Origin of the sequence: Curtobacterium sp. MCBA15_012 (genome assembly GCF_001864935.2) — a bacterium.
GTDB lineage: Bacteria > Actinomycetota > Actinomycetes > Actinomycetales > Microbacteriaceae > Curtobacterium.
In genome coordinates this window covers 546,944-563,915 of record NZ_CP126267.1, presented here as the reverse complement: position 1 = coordinate 563,915, position 16,972 = coordinate 546,944, and the positions used below count along the sequence as shown (strand labels likewise).

Here is a 16,972-nt window from a genome sequence, read left to right as displayed (position 1 = left end):
CCCGGACCGGGGGCGGGTGTCGGTCCAGGGCCGGTGTCGGACCGGGGCGGGGTGTCAGGTGGGGCACCTACCATTGGACGGTCATGACCGTCACGTCAGCCGCCACGCAGCCCGGGGACACGGCACCGGACCCCGCCCCCGTCACCGCCCGGAACACCACCGTCGCGACGGTCCTCGTCATCGCGATCCCGCTCGCCGTCGCGTGCGCCGTGCTCGGCATGACGCTCACCGGTGCGTTCACCGCCGGCCAGCAGCTCGTCTCGGCGGGTGACCTCGTCGAGTACGGCCTGCCCGTCGCCCGCGTCGTGCACGACACCACGGCCGCGCTCACGATCGGCCTGCTCGTCGTCGCCGCGTTCGCGCTCCCCGCCAAGAAGCAGGACCACGGCGCGATGTCGAGCGTGCAGCACCGCGCCGCTCGCTGGGGTGCCGCCGCCGGTGCGGTCTGGTTCCTCGCCGCGGTCGTCGGCATCGTGCTCACCGGCGCGAACACCCTCGGCGTCCCGCTGACGGACCCGGTGTTCGCCCGGAACTTCCTGCTCTTCGCGTTCCAGGTCGAGATCGGGCAGGCACTCGTCGTGTCGGCGGTCGCGATCCTGCTCGCCACGCTCGTCGCCGCGTTCGCCACCCGGGTCACCACCCTGGCGGTCGCGACCGTGCTCGGGCTCTTCGCGCTGCTCCCCCTCGCCCTGTCCGGGCACGCGGCCGGCTCCCTCGAGCACGCGAACGCGGTGAACTCGCTCGCCGTGCACCTCGTCGCGGTCTGCGTGTGGGCCGGCGGACTCGTCGCCGTCGTCGTGCTCCGCACCCGCACCAAGGGCGCCACCGGCCGGGTCGTCGCCCGGTACTCGACGCTCGCCGGGTGGGCGTTCGCCGCGGTCGCGTTCTCGGGCATCGTCAACGCCTCGCTGCGGCTGACCGGGCCGCTCGACCTCGTCACGACGAGCTACGGCTGGCTCATCACCGTCAAGGCCGTCGTGCTCGTCACGCTCGGCCTGGCGGGTGTCGTGCAGCGCCGCAAGCTCGTGCCCGGGCTCCTGCGCGCCCCGCTCGACCGACGCCTGTTCGTGCGGTTCGCCCTCGCCGAGATCGTGTTCATGGCGGTGGCGATCGGTGTCTCCGTCGCGGTGTCGCGCTCGCAGCCGCCGATCCCGCAGACGCCCGAGACCGGTCAGGACACCCGCTCCGGGCTGCTCGGCTTCCCCTACCCGCCGGCGCAGACCGTGCAGACCTACCTGACGCAGTGGCACATCGACTGGGTCTGGCTCGCGCTGGCCGTGGTCGGCGCCGGCTGGTACCTGCTCGCGGTCCGCACGCTCCGGAAGCGCGGCGACTCCTGGCCGGTCGGCCGCACGATCGCGTGGCTGCTCGGGTGCGCCCTGTTCGCCTGGACCACCTCGGCCGGACCGGCCGTCTACGGCATGGTGCACTTCTCGTCGCACATGCTCCAGCACATGCTGCTCATGATGTTCGTGCCGCTGCCGCTCGTGCTCGGCGGCCCGGTGCTGCTCGCCCTCCGCACGCTGCCGGTCCGGAACGACGGGTCCCGCGGCGCCCGCGAGTGGCTGATGCTCTTCACGCACTCCCGCTACATGCAGTTCCTCGCGAAGCCCGCCGTCGCCGGCGTGATCTTCGCGGGCTCGCTCGTGGTGTTCTACTTCACCCCGGCCTACCAGTACGCGATGCAGTCGCACGAGTGGCACGTCGCGATGGTCGTGCACTTCGTGTTCAGCGGCTACCTGTTCTTCTGGGTGTTCGTCGGCGTCGACCCGGGCCCGAAGCGTCCGGCGTACCCGATCCTCATCATCGCCCTGCTCGCGACCCTGGCCTTCCACGCGTTCTTCGGCGTCGCGGTCATGACCTCGCAGTCGGTGTTCGCGATCGACTGGTTCCACGCGCTCGGCCAGACGAACGACGCCGCACTGCTCGACGACCAGCACACCGGCGGTGGCATCGCCTGGGGCGCCTCGGAGCTACCGATGGTGTTCGTCGCGCTGCTCGTGGTGCGCAACTGGGTGCGGTCGGACAAGCGCGACGCGAAGCGCCTCGACCGCAAGGCCGAGCGCGACGGCGACGCCGACCTCAAGGCGTACAACGACCGCCTCGCCGCGATGCACGACCGCGACTGACCTGCTGGCCGGGCCTCAGTCGCCGTGCACGATGCACACGGCGTCGAGGTCCAACGAGGCCTCGAGTGCCGCGTCGATGCCAGGCTCCCCCGCGTCCCCGATCGGCGCGACCGCGTCGACCCACCACAGCGGCGTCGCCATCTCCGGGGCGTCGGGCAGGATCCGCCGGACCTCGTCGAGCGAGTCCACACGACGGACGCCGAGCACCGTGATCACCGGGTGCGTCGCGTCGCGGCACACCTGCAGCACCGGACCGTCGTCGAGGGCCCGGACACCCCAGGCGTCGTCGTGCAGCAGCAGCGCCTCCGCCACGTCGCGCGTCTCGACCGGCCCGCGGCACAGCAGCGTCACGTCACGCGGCACCCTGACCGCCCCGCTGCGCCGAGTCCCGGACGCCGGAGCCCGCGTGCGTGCCGCGGTCGTGCCCGTCGAGTGCGCCCTCGTCATGCGCGGGGTCGAGCGGGGCACCGCCGACGAGCTGCAGGAAGCGGTCCTCGTCGATCCGGTCGAGGAAGGCCTCGAGCGCTTCCCACCCGTCGTCGAAGCGGACCACGAGCCCGCCCGCGCCGAACACCGAGGTGCTCGTGCGGGGCGGGGGCCACTCACCGTCGCGGTCGAGGAACGTGGTCGCCTCGGCACCAACGACGACCGCGAGGGGCGACGGCTCGCCGTGCGCGACGGCCCGGACGAGGTGGTCGGCGTCCCCGCGTCGCTGCATCACGACACCGAACACCGGGTCGACCTCGTCGGCCACGCGGTGCACCGCGTCGAGCAGTCGGGACGCGAGTGCCGGGTCGGCGCCGTCCTCGGGGATCGTGAGCACGGCGGACATCGTCTCGACGACGACCCCGTCGGTCAGGTGCGCCGTCATCGTCGCCGAGAACCCGTCGCCGACGGCGTACGAGGTCGAGACGTCCGGCGCCTCGTGCTTGGCGTACTGCGTGACGACCCAGCGGTCCCACGGCACGGAGAGCGGTTCGCTGGTGCCCCACCACGCCGGGCAGGACCCGGTGGTGTCGCACAACGCCTCGATCGCGGCCCCGATGTCGACCGCGCGGTCCGCGTGGTGCCGCAGGGTCAGGTCGATGCTGATCTGCCGGACCGACCCGGTCGAGACCGGGTGCTCCGGCGAGGGCGGTCCGAGGAGCTCCGGTCCGTGGTGCACGACGTCCTCGACGCCGGAGGCGGCGACGCCGGTCCTGCCGTCCCGCAGCGATCCGCCGGGGCCGTCCACGAGCCATGCGGCGTTGTGTGCGCCCAGCGCGTGCCGCAGGGCGGGGGTGAGCGCCGCCTCCTGGCCGGTGCGGAGCACGACCGTGCGGCCGGACTCCGACGCCCGTCGCAGCAGTGCGGCGAGGGACTCGGTCAACCAGACGACCGGCGACGCGGACCGCACCACGATGGCGGGGCCGACCACGTCGTCGATGAGGGGATGCCTGACCATCCGGTCCTCCTCGGGTAGGGCGCTCGATCCCCCTGGACGGTACACACGGGCCCCCGGACTGTCCGTGGAGGTGCGCACCTCACAGGGGAGACACGGGGAGGCGCATGGCGGCGACACGTGTCGCGCACGGTGCCCGCGTGGGCCGGCCGGGAGGCGCGGCTCGCGTCCGCCGCGCGACGCGCGGGGTGCACACGGCTGGCGTCCAGCGCGGGATCCGCTAGGCTTGTGGCGTCCCGTCCGGCGGGATGCGCGAGTGTAGTTCAATGGTAGAACTCCAGCTTCCCAAGCTGGTAGCGCGGGTTCGATTCCCGTCACTCGCTCTCCTCTCCGTTCAGGACTTCCGTGTCGTTTCTCAACTCAAGTGAGACTTCTCTCGAAGTAGTTGAGACTCCAGCCCTCGAAACGCGCCCCAGGGCTAGCTTGCCGACGCCGCGCAGGACGGCGCCGCCCATCCCCTGGCAAGGCTTCGGTCGCCATGAAACGCACCGAGACGATCGCCAGCGGCAAGATCGCCTTCGCCTCTGGCCGCAAGGTCAGCGAGTGCGAGCGGCTCAAGCCACTGACGACTCGAAGAAGGCCGCCGACTTCTACGAGTTGGCCGCCCTCCAGCACGGCCGTCTGGCCAGGGAGGGTAACCGCAACCCGAGCGCGACCTTGGCACAGATCAGCGGCGCTACACTCCCCACCGCGCAGGGAAGGCTGACTAGAGCTCGCGACTGCGAGCTAATGCCTCCGGGACGGCGCGGTAGGGCGGGGTAGTCAGCGACACGGCCCCGCGGTTCGTTTCTTCCCGGAGTGGGATGTGGCCCCGCATGGCCACTGTTGCCCGACCCTCGGGTAACCCTCGATGCCAGGTCCCAAGCTCACGAAATTTTGGGGGCTCCTAGCATTCTGCCTGCAGGGTCAGAGAACGCTGGCGAGCAGTCGCCCGATCGCCGTACCGAGCGGGATCGGCACCGCGTTCCCGATCTGTCGAGCGATATCGGTACGCGAGCCAACGAAGCGGTGCTTTGAACCAAACCCTTGAAGCAGCGCTGCCTCATAGTGCGTGATCGCGCGATGCTCCTCGGGGTGAATGTACCGCCCCTTTTCCGGTTTGAAGAACTCGGTGCGGATGGTGACCGACGGACGGTCCCAGTGAAGCCGCCCCATCACATCGCCGGAGCCCGTCTTGTGCTTGGTCCAGCACGGCGCCATGAGGTGCGGATACGCTTCGAGGTCGCGGCGGTTTCCGCCCGCCGGGATCACGGCAAACCGATCTTTCGACAGCTGCGTGTAGTTCCGGCTCCAGTGGAGGTCGCGGACAGCAAAGTCCCCGGCGTACTCCTTGCCTTTGAACTCGGTACGGAGCGCGTCGAACACCGGGTCGCGGTCTGGCGTCCGCGGCACATCTCGGAGCACGTCCTTCACCGTGACCCAACCGGGCAAATCGCTTTCGGGGTCAGCGGAATGCGTCAGCTCGAGCTCCCCCGGGAAACCGAGGTCACGGTGATAACCGATGATGACGGTCCGTCGACGAGTCTGAGCAGCACCGAAGTCGGCCGCGTTATAGACCTTGGCCTCGAAGGCGTAATCGGCCAGCATGCCGCCCTTCGCGGTGGCCTCCCGGAACAGGTCAAACTGCGGAGATTTCTTGAACTCGGCGACATTCTCGACAACAAAGTACTTCGGCATCGCTCGGCGAATCGTCCGGGCGTACTCGCGCCAGAGGAAGTTCCGCTCATCCTCGACGTCCTGCTTACCTAGACTCGAGAAACCCTGGCAGGGCGGGCCGCCAATGATGACATCCGCACGCGGCACGTCACCCTTGAGCCACTCCTTGATATCGCCGGCGAAGACGACGCCCTTGCCGTAAGTCGCCTCATAAGATGCAGCGGCGGCCTGATCCCACTCGACGGCGCCAACCGTTGTGAACCGATCTGACGCAGCATGAACTCCCGCTGTGAGGCCCCCGGCCCCGGCGAATAGGTCCAGGACTGCGATATCTGGGGTCACCATGTCATTGTAAGCAGTCCGCTGGCCCGGCCAGCGCCGGCGCGCCGGCGCAGGCATCAGGCCGCTCCCATTGACGCGCGAACGGCGGGCAGCACCCCCCCGAGCAGTCCTGTGACCTCGCCACCGCCGAGCACGAGCTGGCGGTCGAGCAGACGATTGCCTGTCTCGCAGGACGTCTCGCTCACGAGCGCGCAACCATGACAGGCAGAGAGGTTGAGCTGGGACGAACCTTGCCGATCACTCTCAATGCACACAGGGTCATTCGAGCACACGTCGGCATCGTCGAGCGACGCGACGAGTAGCGGGATCAGCAGGTCCGGGGCACCCAAGCGGACGAGACCTCCGAGGGTGCCCTGCGCGTCGCCAGCCGCAGTGTATATGAGGATGCCCGCCGTATTGTCGGACCGTTCCGTGCTCGCGTAAACCCGCTCCTGCAGCGCCGCCGAGGAATAGCCGCTCGCGAACGCGAGGCGACGGATCAGCAGATGGGCGATGGTGTGTAGCGCGATGAAGCGAGGTTCCGGGACGTCGAGACGCGAACGGGCCCATTCCAGCCGCTCACGCCGATCCATGAGGATGCGTGCGCGAGCCTGCACATCCGAGAGTGACTCCCATGCCCGTAGCGCGTCCTCGTCGAACCGCAGGAAGATCCCCTCGCCGAATAGTTCCAGCGACGGATACACGGGCCGCTGCTTCGGGTCCTGCTCCAGGTCTGCGCTGACGAAAGCCGCCGCGGCGCTGTGCCTGCGGAACCCCTTCAGTGCGCGCACCTCGCGGACGCGATGCACCTGTCCGATCCCGGAGATCACACCTCGCAGCTCAGACGGTCCGGACGTGATCGACCCACCGGACCACCCGTCGACGACGAAGTCGCTGACTTCCCGATCTTTGCCTGCGATGATCTTCTTCACGAAGGCGGCCCATTCGCCGTCCTTCAGCGCGCGCATCCCAATCTCTTCGGATGGCTCGCCACCCAGCGCCACCGCCAAGACCGTTTCGGCGCCGACATCAAGCTCCTCCGCGATCCAGCCCGCGATCATCTCGGACTTCGGCCCGCCGTTGTCGTCGACCAGTCGCTGGAAGTAGTCATGCGCCCGCACCTTATCGATCAGCTCCTCCGACGCCGTCTTCTCCTCGGGGATGTCGAGCGCGGAGACGCGATCCGCGATGTAGTTGCCGGTCGCGCCGCGCTGGACCGCGGCGAGGTCCGCATCGCACGGTTCGGCCACCGAGTCCTCCGGCTCCCACGGCTGACGCCCCTCGCATCGGATGCCGTCGCGGTGAAGCGCTCCCTCGCCTACGAGGTCGGACAACGGTCGCGAGCGCTTGCACCCATCGCAGACGACTCGAAGAGAGGCGAGCCCCTCGCCACTCGTGTTCGAACGTACGAAGCGGAGTTCCGTGTACGCACGACAGACACGGACCTCCTCTGTCACGCCCTTGTCGTGCCCGCGGTGAGACCACATGAACCAAGGCACGTCCTGGACGTGACTGCCCGTCTTGCAGACTGCCACGTATCGCATCGGTACGAGCACGCCGCCACAGTCGCACCGGTTCCGGAAACGTCCCTTGTCGATAGTGGTCAGTTTGGAGAGCTTGAGGCATCGCTCGCAGAAGCGCCATGCCGGAAATCGCCAGTAGGGCAGACTCGCGGTCTCTTGTCCGGCTCTCCCGGCATGAGACGGGGCCTGACGGAGCAGCGGACGGGGCCGTCCAGGCTGCATGAGCTGGTCGACGAGGCGGTCGCAGTGGACCTCCGGTGCGACCTGACGGTTCCACCACGAGGTGTCCGGAGCGATGAGCGACTCCCCTCGGATGTCGACGATCGCACCGACGCCGAACGGGGACACCGTCTCCGACAGGCGGAGATCATGCCGGATCTTCTGCACGTCGCACCTCCCGCTCGGGCTCCTGCACCTCGACCGCAACATTCGGCTCGACAGAGCGCATCGAGTCACCGACCAGCCATTCACCGCCATCCTGCCCAAAACGCTTCACCAGCGCCCGGTCCCCAGCCTGGCGATGCTCATATCGGAGTAGATCGCCGGCGTCGCGAGCCTCCCCCGCCTTCCGGTCCCACTCCCGGAGGAGCTTCCAGACTTGGTCGTCGACCGCGGATTGTTCGTCCTCCTCGGACTTACCGACCAGATCGCGGAATCGCTCGATCAGCCCCTCCACCGTGGTTAGGAAGCGGGCGTCTGATAGATCAAAGGCGCCTGCGTCAGCGTCCCCGGAAAGCACCGGCACAGCGTGCCGAAGCAGCGCAATGAGCGCACCGGCCAGCGAGCGATCCCGCGAAGAGAGCGACCAGGGCGTGACGCTCGTCGGTTCGACGCTCCGGTAAAGCGCCTCGTGGTACCCCCGGAAGGTCTCGAAGTGAGACCGGTCACGAGCGCGATTCGATCGGAACAGGGTCACCACAATGCCGTTCACGGATCCACGGCCGACTCGGCTCGTCGCCTGGATGTACTCCGCCGTCGTCTTCGGCTGTCCGACCATCAGCATCAGGGCGAGCCGCTGAACGTCGATTCCGACCGACAGCATGTTAGACGACAGCACCGCGTCCACCGCATCGTCGGATTTGTCTGCGCTGAGGCGGAGCTGTCGGAGGTCCTTCGGCAGCTCTTCCGGCCCACGGCGGCTCGTCAGCTCGAGCACGCGGTCCGCGTGCACTGTCCTCAACTCGAGCCCGAGCCGGTCCGCACGAGTCCCAAGTCGGCCGTTGACGTCGTCGAGGAGCAGTGCCCCCGTGCGCCCCAACTCCCGGAGGCTGTTGTGGTACATCACAAAGGTCCAGTAGGGGTCCGCATGATCGCCGATTCCATCTGTCCCGATGAGGACACGCGGCAGTTCGAGGAGCGGAGAAGCCGCGGCGACGAGGGCAGTGGCCTGCGACACGCTCTGCGGCATCATCCCGGCGTACAGGCGACCCTCGCCGCTGGCCACCGGGCTGGCGAAGAACGTGGTGTCGCCGTCGATCCCGGCAGGCGGATAGAGCGCCACTTTCCGACCGTAAAGACCCTTCACTTGAGAGCCGGAGGCGCGAATTGTGGCGGTCGACGCGATGATCTTCGGTATGGAGTCGGCGCTGCTCACTAGGAGTTGGATGACCGCGTCGAATACGGCGACGGTCGTGCCGAGCGGACCGGACAGCAGGTGCAGCTCGTCCTGAATGATGAGCGACGGCTGCCGATATGGTGTGCCGATCCCGAGGAGTCGCCCGGCTGAGTCCTTGAACTGAAGTCGGGCGAACTTGTCGACCGTGGCCAGCAGGAAGGTCGGTGGCTCTTCGTAGAGCAGCTCGTCGACGACGTTCATCGGGAGGTCTCGAAGGGCGAACTCGCAGGCCGGGTTCACGCACCGGAAGGCGACGTCGTTGCCGACCTGACGCGCTCCATACAGCCGGCGCGCGTCATCCTTCTTGATCGGGACGAGTTCGGTCAGACACCAGGGGCACTCCGTGATCTGGAACTCGTTCGCGTCCTGCGGGTGTTGAGCCTTGTAGAGCCGGTCGAGCGCATACCTCGCGTCGGCACGGGTACCCGGCGTCGCCTCGTTGCCGACCCAGAGGCCGATCGAGAACCTCGGCATTCCCTTCACCCTCGGATCCGTCGCGCGGAGCAGCTCCATTGCGCAGATCAGGGACGCCGCCCGCTGGAACTGCTGGGAAGTGAGCAGGCGCAGGGTGTATCGGGTGATCACCGCCGTCCCTCCACCGGCCGGCCCGTGCTCGAGCCGACGCAGGAAGATCACGATGGCGGCGAGCGCCAGATACGCCTCGGTCTTGCCGCCGCCGGTCGGGAACCAGATCAGATCGACCAGCGATCGGTCAGGGTGGGTGTCGTCGACGGTCGAAGCGAGCGACACCAGGAGGAAGCCGAGCTGGAACGGACGCCAGGAAGGCGACGGGTGCTTCTCGCCGCGACCGAGAGCTGCTTGACGCATCTGCAGGCGCATTGCCGACATGGCGAGTGCGAAGGCGGTTCGGAGCGCGGCCGATTCAGGGTCCGCGAGCACATCGATCCCTTGCCGCATGCGGGTGGCCGTGATTCCCGCGCGTTCGACGATCGACTCGGCGTTCGCACCTAGCTCCGACGCCTGCGCGCGCTGATCCGCGACCCACGCGGAGAAGGATTCCACGAACGACTCCAGTGCTTCCAGCACCGGCGCCGGCTCCGAGTCGAGCGCCGCGAGGAACGCGAGATCGAGCGCAAGTCGGGCGCGACCGCCGAGCTTGTCGCCGCCGGTCTGCTCGATCGCCGGTACGACGAAGTGCGGCACCGGGTCGAGTTTGATCCGAATGCAGTCACCAGCCTCGTCGGTCTCCCAGTCGGCGGCCATGCCGTGCCCGACGGCGAAGACCTTGCGGCCCCGATACCGCAGACGCAGCTCGGCGGCCTCCGGGTCGACGTCGATCGCTCGTGACACGTCGTACTCGAGGATGCGACCACCATCGGCCGGGCGGGCGGACAGCTCGACTTGAAAGAGCATAAGGGGAATATCACTCCGGTCCTCGCCAGTAGTCTTCGTGCGAAGTCGGACGTGGAGAGTGACGAGCCAGTTCGAGGCGCCGTAAGGCCGCCAGCGGGTGCCGATCTCGAACGGGACATTGCTGGCGGACAGCTGCTGCAGCTGCGCATTGTCTCGCACGAGCTCGATGTTGCGGAACTCGTGACCGGTGCGCTGCCAGCGTTGCGGCCCGTCATCCTCGATTAGCGCATATGTGCCAGCGGAAAAGTCGCAGAGCACGGATTCGGAGTCGGTGACGAAGGAGATTGCGGCAGATGACGGTCGCCAGTCCTCGGCGAGCGGACTCGTCGCGTCGTCCTCCTCGACATCGCCCTCTTCGACGTCCGCCATGACGAGCTGCTGCGAATCGCTCTCACCTGCGGCGACCCTGTGCTGAGCCACGACCTCGTCATCCACCGGGAAGAGCATGCCGACCGCGTATTGCAGCGACGGGCGATTCTCGATGAGCACCTCGTCCTCGCCCTGCTCGGGTCCGACGTAGGCCGCTCGCAGATGCTTAAAGGCGCGTGCTTGAGACGCCGTGAGCGTCATGCCTTCACCCCCACCCTGCGCACCATCGTTTGCAGCCGTCGACGATCAGCATCGGTACAGACGACGCGAAGGGTCACGCGAGCTCGCGTCACCGCGACATACAGTGCCGCGAGCGCCGCGTCCGAGTATTCCGTCGGAAGCTCGCAGACGATGACATGCTCCGCCTCGAGTCCCTTCGCGACCCTCGGGCTGCGGACTCGGATTCCGTCGACGACTTCATCCAGTGACTCGGCAGCGGAGGCCGGAAGCACCCAGATGTCCGCCGCTTTGACGCCACCCCTTTTGAACGACTTCGCGATCCGGAGCGCCTGCGCACGTGACTCGCCCTCCGGCACGGTCTCCCACTGGATGCGCTCGCCGTTGACGATCCCGGGGTCGCCGACGTCGGCACCCAGGTACTCCTGGACCATGTGGACGATCGCCCGGGTGTTGCGGACATTCTTGCTCAGGTCGTACTCGATGCCTTCGGTGCGGACGATCTCGAACACATCCTCATCGAAGCGGCCGTCGACGTGTGCCTGGTTGTTCTGGTCGAGGAACATCCTCCAGCGGCCCCGCTCCCGGCCGCCTGCGACGACCCCGTCGAGCACATCCATGGCGTCGACGTACATCAGATCCTGGGCCTCGTCGACCAGCAGCACATCGAACCGGGAATTGGGATCTATGGCGTCGAACTCGCGCACCTCGATTGCCCGCCCGGCGAGCCGGGGCTCGAAGAACGTACGAAGTCCCGGCGACCTGAACGTCACGAGGACGGACCGTCCCGCCGCTGCCTCCTGCTTCGCAGCCTCGGCGAGGACCACCGACTTCCCGGTTCCCGCGCCGCCGAGCACGAGGATGCGCTGATTCTTCGCCAGACCGGCGAGCACCCGTGCCTGATCGGCAGTCGCGATGTTCTGCTCGTCGATCACGGCTCCGCGTTGAGCATCGATGACGGGGAGTCGCGAGAATTCCCCGAAGAGGTCCTCCCGCAGCTCATCGACACGGGCCGTGGGCACACCCCTGGGGGCAGCCGACGCCGAACGGGCTACTGCGTCGAGCGCGGAGGACAGCGCGTCGGCGGTCATCGACTCCTTCGCCAGCCAGTGTGTCGCTTTCCACGCAACATCGGTCGGCGGCTGGTCGATGTCCGGCGTGACGGCAATGGCCTCCGAGGGGAACCAGCCGAGTCCGTCCTCCTTCAGGATATTGCGAAGTGCGAACATCGCATCCCGCGCCTGGTCGATGGGCGACGACTTCAGCTTGTGATTGTCGCCGTTCCTGTCGATGGTGTACCAGGCGCCCTCGAACTTCTTCACGCCGCCGCCTTTGACCTCCGCGATGATCGCAACCCCTTTCCAGAGGATGACGAAGTCGGCCTCGGCCATCTGTTTGACCGGAGCCGTCCGCAGCTTGACCGAATGGAACGCGACCGCCTCAGCACTCTCCACGGCCTGGAGTAGCCGGGCAAGCTTGCGCTCGGCGTCGCTTTGCGCGGTGCGCTCGATGTCCCGCAGGTCGGGGCTCAGGATCACGACTGCTGCTCCTGCCACAGCTCTTCGTACTCGCGGAACCCGAGCAGGCCATTGATGTCATCGCTGCCGAAGTTGTCGGCCATGTCGACGATCAGGCATTCCTCCTTGCCGCCGTTCTTCGGCCCGCGGAGGCCGCGCCCGGCCATCTGGATGTAGGCGTTCGGGCTGAAGGTCGGGCGCGCGATATACAGCGCCGTCACGCCGGGCGCGTCAAAGCCCTGGGTAAGGAGGTCGCAGTTGGCGAGCACCTGTATCTCACCGTCCTTGAATCGCTTGATCACGTCGCGCCGTTCCTGTCGGCCGGTCTGCCCACTCACGGACGCTGCTTCGATGCCGCGGTATCGCAGTGTGGCGGCGAGCACCTGAGCGGACAAGACATTCGGCGTGAACACGAGAACGGATCGACCGCGCTCGGCTTCCAGGTTCTTGATGCTCTCGACAAGGACGCCCATCCGCGCGTGATCGGCGGCGACCCGATCGAGCACCTGAACGCTGACGCGGTTGGTCCTCATCGCCTCGCGGGCTTCGTTGTCCGACAGCCGCACCTTCGCGCCTTGCAGAACGTCGTGCTTCACGCGGGCGAGCACGCCTAGCGCGACGAGCTCCTGGTAAGGGTTCTCCTCAAAGGCGGCGAGCTTCCTCCGTCCGAATCTAGCGGCGAGCTGATCCGTGGCTTGAGCCGATGTCCCCTTGAACGGGGTAGCCGATAGGCCGATCAGCGGTCGTGCGAAGCTCCGGCCGTCGACGCCCAGCCACGAGAGGATGCGCGTGTACCTTGTCGAGGTACCCGCGACGTGGCCCTCGTCGATGAACACCGCCGCGGCCCTGCTGAGCCACTCGTATTCGGCGCTCCCGAGAATCACTTCGAGTTTCGCGTCCGTCGCGACCACCACGCTTAGGGCGGTGTCCGGCTCCTGAACATCGTTGCTCTCCCAGAGCCTGCCGACGGTCAGCGGCATATCGACACGTTGCTCGGTGCAGAGTCCGCGCCAGACCTCGCTGAAAGTCTGCACCGCCTGCTCGCACAGTTCCTGCGACTGCGCGATCCAGAGCACTGGTCCGCGGAGAGTCCCATCGATGAACAGCTGGAGGATGGTCTCCGTCGCGACACGAGTCTTTCCGGCGCCGGTGGGCAGCTCGACCATCGCCTTGGCCCTGCGGCTGCCCTCCCCTACTTCGAGCAGCGTCGACCGGAGCTCCGTGCTGATGCGTGACTGGTAGTCGTGGAGCGCGGGCAGAATCGTCGCCCCCGGAACGACGAACTCGGCGTCCTGACGCCGCGTGCGCTGCCCCGCGAACTCCGAGCCGAAACCCATCTTCCGGAGCCAGGTGATCGTCGCGGCTCCGCCGGCCCACTGGTCCGGGACGTCCGGGAAGCCCTCCCGACGGAACAAATCGGCGAGCTCGCGGATCGTATCCTTGCCGTATACGGAGAGACACAGCTCAGCCACCGAGGTCTTCTTCGAGACGAGACCCTGGGCCTCAAGCCCTTGCCAGAGACCCTTTGGGAGCTTCTCTCGCAAGTCGTCCTCGCCGAAGTAGACCTCGAGACGCGCGGTATCGGTCGATGCCGCCAGCGCTTCCTGTCGGATCAGCTCGAGGTGATGTTCGAGTCCGACCTTGAGCACGCGCTCGACGTCGGCGTTGTTGAGGCCGAGATCGAATGCCTCATTCGCCGCCCGCAGCGTCGCCTTCTCGTCGAGCGCCGTCACGACCACGAGGTTCACTCCGTCTCGATACGAGTCGAGCGACTGAGGCTCGACGCCGTCTTCCGTTGTGACCCACTTCGCGACCGACTCGGCCCTCGACAACGTCGCATTACCCAGGTCGTCCCTGCTCGGCCAGCCGCGGAGTCCGGTGAACACATCGAGCAGGCGCTCGGCGTCCTGCTGCCCGTCGATACGGATCGAGAACGCGAAGCTGTCCGCGAAGCGCTTGCACCCGACCTCTGCGACAAGCCGTTCGGCCTGAGACTCCGACGCTTTCAGATGCGGCCGCTGGTGCTGCGCCAGATAGTCGCGCTGCTCGTCGTCGGTCGCCAGGTAAACGGTGCCGGTGGGCCGTGATTCGAGCACTCGTCCGACCCGCGCCGGAACGCAAGGAGGCCGGCTCTCCGGGTATGCGAGCGGCACGGTCTCCAGGATGAATCGGACGAGTAGCTCGTCGTCGAACTGCGGCGGGAGCAGATCGACGGCGAGCGCATCCCGCAGGACGCCCGCCGGGATTAGCGCCAGCTCCTGCGGGAGATGGAGCGTCTCGACGACGGCCCGCGGCCCTTCATAGAGCGGGAGCAGATCCCGATACTCCACCAGGGACGGCGCGACCACGTCGTTGATCGGCCTGAACCCGCGCGTCGTGCGGAGCAGACCTGCTCGCTCTGCAGCCCAGCGGAGCGGCGACTTCACGCGGTACGAAACGCCGGTTGCCGTGTCCTCGCAGTCCCACGGCGCATCGCCGAACTCGAGGAGCCCCCGGGTCCACGACTCGCGCAGCTGATCCGGCGCCCCGGCCTGCTGCAGCAGGAGCAGGGCCGAGAACGGTCCGGCGGAGTGACCCTGGCTCGGGTATAGGGTGATCCGCTCAATCGGGCGGTCGCCCGGCGTCAGTCGGCTGTTGAGGTCCGCAATCACCCAGTCCTGATACTCGTCAGCCGCGGCCTCATCCTCGAACGAGTACTCGCGAACGGGCGCGTTGACAACGCCCAAGTCGTGAGCGAGCGCTGGGACGCATCGCTGACGGTCGAGGAGCAGACTTCCGTCGGCCGCAGGCAGGTCGCCGTCGATATCGAGGACCTGCTGCGGCCAGTGCCAGCCGCCGTCACGTGTCGGTACACGCACCTGCGCGTTCTGGTGAGCGCGAACCGCGGAGATGGCCTCCCCGGTGCTGACGCCGAGGGCCGCGTCCCAGAACTTCTCCTGCATCTCGGGGCTGGCTGTGGTCGTCAGTTTGGCGAGCCGGGCCGTGAGGATCGCCACCGGGTCCAAGTCGCGAAAGCCCGCGTTGCGGAGCGCCTTCTCCATGCCCGGGTACGCCAGGAACCGCGGCAGGACGAACACCGCGCCTTCGATCTCCAGGTCGTCCGCCTTTGACAGGAACACCAGCGAGCGATCCGCGAGCGAGCGCAACCCCTCGGTCGTGGGGATGACCCGCGCCCTTTCGGCCTCCTCCGCGCCGCGATTCCCGATGACAACCTTCAGGGCGTTCGCCGCGGACTCGACGTCCTTGCCCTCCGCCCACTCGCGGAGCCAGGACTGGATGCCACGCTTCGGCGCGACCTCCAGCGCGCGCTTCATATCGCGCCCGTCCTCGTCGAACTTCTCGGGATCGACGCTCACCGCGAAGAGCTGACGAAGACGTGCAATGCGTTGAGTGGAGCTGTAGCACCGCCAGTGCGGGACGTCCTTACCGGTGTTCGGCGACGCGGTCCATGCCTCGTGAGCGATCTCCGGAATCTTCCACTCGCATGTCAGATCCAGCGGCGTCAGCTCCCAGGGAGCGCGGAGCACGCCGGTTCCGTCCGGGATCAACGGGTTCGCAACGGCCAACGGTGGCACGAGCGCACAGAGCACCTCGTCGCCAAAGTAGATGGCCTCACGACCGCGCGCCGGGAGGTAGTCGAGCTGGGCAGCCGGGTCCTCAGTCGTGCTGACTTGCGGAAGGAGTTCGACAAACATCTCGGCGAGCGTCGCGAGAATCTCGCGGTTGTAGCCGTTGCGCAGCAGGGTGGTGCGGTCATCGTTCACGCTCCACGGGGCGTTGAAGAACGCTGTGGCAGATGTTCGGTCCTGCAGCGGGAAGTAGCTCCAAAACTGTCCAATCTGCGTACCGGCGTCGCCAGTCTCCGGATTGGCGCGCCGAGGCCTGACAGGTATCGCGATGCTGACCTTGATCTCGTCGCGCGAAACGGCCTCGCCGACCTCTCGCCGAGCCGCTGCGCTCGGGGCGTGCATGCGGTCGCTCACGAGCCATTCGTCGCCAGTCGCGTCCGGGCGCTCGATCCTGAATCGACCGCCCCCGAGGTCCCTGGACGCGTGGCTCGTAGCGAAGCCTTTGTCGCCGAGCACCGCGAGCCGGACTTCACGTACGGCGCTGACGAAAAGTAGGAACTCGGAGGAGAACGTCTCCATCTCGCGACGGAGTCGGTCAATGTTCTCGACGCCCGGCAGCCGGATGATCGTGGTCGCCCAGGATGCGAGTTCGCGCGCGATGGGGTCGACGCCGAATAGTTCCTCGGCATCCAGCAGGGTCGCGGTGCGAAGAACAGGGAGACGCCGATCGGCAGAGCCGATCCCCTTGATCGCCGCCTGCGCCTTGGACGAGTTGAACTCGAGCGAGACTGAGCGGCTCAATACCTGCGGAGAGTCGGTGACGGCTAGCACCGACTTGAACCCGAGGCCGAATCGTCCGATCTCGTCGCCGCGCTTCCCGCTGAGATGGGCGTGCGTGATCGCGACGAGCCCGGTCTTCGAGAACGGCCTGCCCGAGTTGGCGCAATACAGCACCTTCGACGCAGGATCGAGCACGATCTCGACCCGCCCAAGCGCGGAATCGCCGGTCGTGCCAGCCATCGCGTCCGCAGCGTTCTGCACGAGCTCGAGAAGCGTGCGGTTCGCGTACCCGCCGGTGCGGATCGACTCCTCGTGGTTGGCATGCTCCGTGATCAGCGTCGGCTTCGCGGCATACGCGGCGATCGCGCTCGCGAACTGGTCGTCAATCTCGGCGACGAGCGAACCGTCCGGCCCCCATGATGCTGTCGCCATCGCCACCTTCCTGATCGCACCCCAGATATTCAAGTCGACAATATCGGCACCCACCGACGTTCCGCTTCG

At 67.4% G+C, this 16,972-nt stretch carries 8 protein-coding genes and 1 tRNA gene; 2 read left to right on the top strand and 7 right to left on the bottom strand.

Features of this window, described 5'->3' with window-relative positions; all coding sequences use genetic code 11:
- Positions 1-83: 83 nt before the first annotated feature.
- Positions 84-2,129, top strand: coding sequence for a cytochrome c oxidase assembly protein (locus tag QOL15_RS02675; RefSeq protein ID WP_071249024.1), 2,046 nt, complete (start codon positions 84-86; stop codon positions 2,127-2,129).
- A 15-nt stretch (positions 2,130-2,144) separates the two neighbouring features.
- On the opposite strand, the gene QOL15_RS02670 is transcribed toward QOL15_RS02675, so the two are convergent.
- Positions 2,145-2,480 carry a hypothetical protein gene (locus QOL15_RS02670; protein WP_139197570.1) on the bottom strand — a complete coding sequence of 112 codons (336 nt, stop codon included), beginning with the start codon at positions 2,478-2,480 and terminating at the stop codon, positions 2,145-2,147.
- 1 nt (position 2,481) lies between these two features.
- A complete protein-coding gene (locus QOL15_RS02665) occupies positions 2,482-3,573 on the bottom strand; it encodes a DUF6177 family protein (RefSeq protein WP_065964468.1) in 1,092 nt (363 codons plus the stop codon).
- A gap of 249 nt (positions 3,574-3,822) precedes the next feature.
- On the opposite strand from QOL15_RS02665, the gene QOL15_RS02660 reads away from it, so the two are divergent.
- A tRNA-Gly gene (locus tag QOL15_RS02660) sits at positions 3,823-3,893 on the top strand.
- A gap of 583 nt (positions 3,894-4,476) precedes the next feature.
- On the opposite strand, the gene QOL15_RS02655 is transcribed toward QOL15_RS02660, so the two are convergent.
- From QOL15_RS02655 to QOL15_RS02635, 5 genes are read right to left on the bottom strand one after another with little or no spacing between them, the layout of a single operon-like run.
- Positions 4,477-5,571 (bottom strand): DNA cytosine methyltransferase, encoded by a 1,095-nt coding sequence (locus tag QOL15_RS02655; protein WP_071249142.1) that lies wholly within the window; start codon positions 5,569-5,571, stop codon positions 4,477-4,479.
- Positions 5,572-5,624: 53 nt separating this feature from the next.
- Complete coding sequence (gene drmB, locus QOL15_RS02650; RefSeq protein ID WP_071249144.1) at positions 5,625-7,457, bottom strand: DUF1998 domain-containing protein; 1,833 nt, start codon at positions 7,455-7,457, stop codon at positions 5,625-5,627.
- The gene (locus QOL15_RS02645) at positions 7,438-10,629 is read right to left on the bottom strand and encodes a helicase-related protein (protein WP_071249026.1); all 3,192 of its coding nucleotides are present in this window, start codon (positions 10,627-10,629) and stop codon (positions 7,438-7,440) included. The genes drmB and QOL15_RS02645 overlap by 20 nt, the downstream gene beginning before the upstream one ends.
- Complete coding sequence (locus tag QOL15_RS02640) at positions 10,626-12,143, bottom strand: nuclease-related domain-containing DEAD/DEAH box helicase (protein WP_071249028.1); 1,518 nt, start codon at positions 12,141-12,143, stop codon at positions 10,626-10,628. Before QOL15_RS02640 ends, QOL15_RS02645 begins: the two co-directional genes overlap by 4 nt.
- Entirely contained in the window at positions 12,140-16,957 is a 4,818-nt protein-coding gene (locus tag QOL15_RS02635) for a sacsin N-terminal ATP-binding-like domain-containing protein (RefSeq protein ID WP_217641013.1), read from the bottom strand. The genes QOL15_RS02640 and QOL15_RS02635 overlap by 4 nt, the downstream gene beginning before the upstream one ends.
- Positions 16,958-16,972 lie beyond the last annotated feature (15 nt).

Excerpts from the sequence above, each read along its gene's own strand:
- QOL15_RS02675 (WP_071249024.1), top strand. The coding sequence starts at position 84 with ATGACCGTCACGTCAGCCGCCACGCAGCCCGGGGACACGGCACCGGAC.
- QOL15_RS02665 (WP_065964468.1), bottom strand. The coding sequence starts at position 3,573 with ATGGTCAGGCATCCCCTCATCGACGACGTGGTCGGCCCCGCCATCGTG.
- QOL15_RS02655 (WP_071249142.1), bottom strand. The coding sequence starts at position 5,571 with ATGGTGACCCCAGATATCGCAGTCCTGGACCTATTCGCCGGGGCCGGG.
- QOL15_RS02645 (WP_071249026.1), bottom strand. The coding sequence starts at position 10,629 with ATGACGCTCACGGCGTCTCAAGCACGCGCCTTTAAGCATCTGCGAGCG.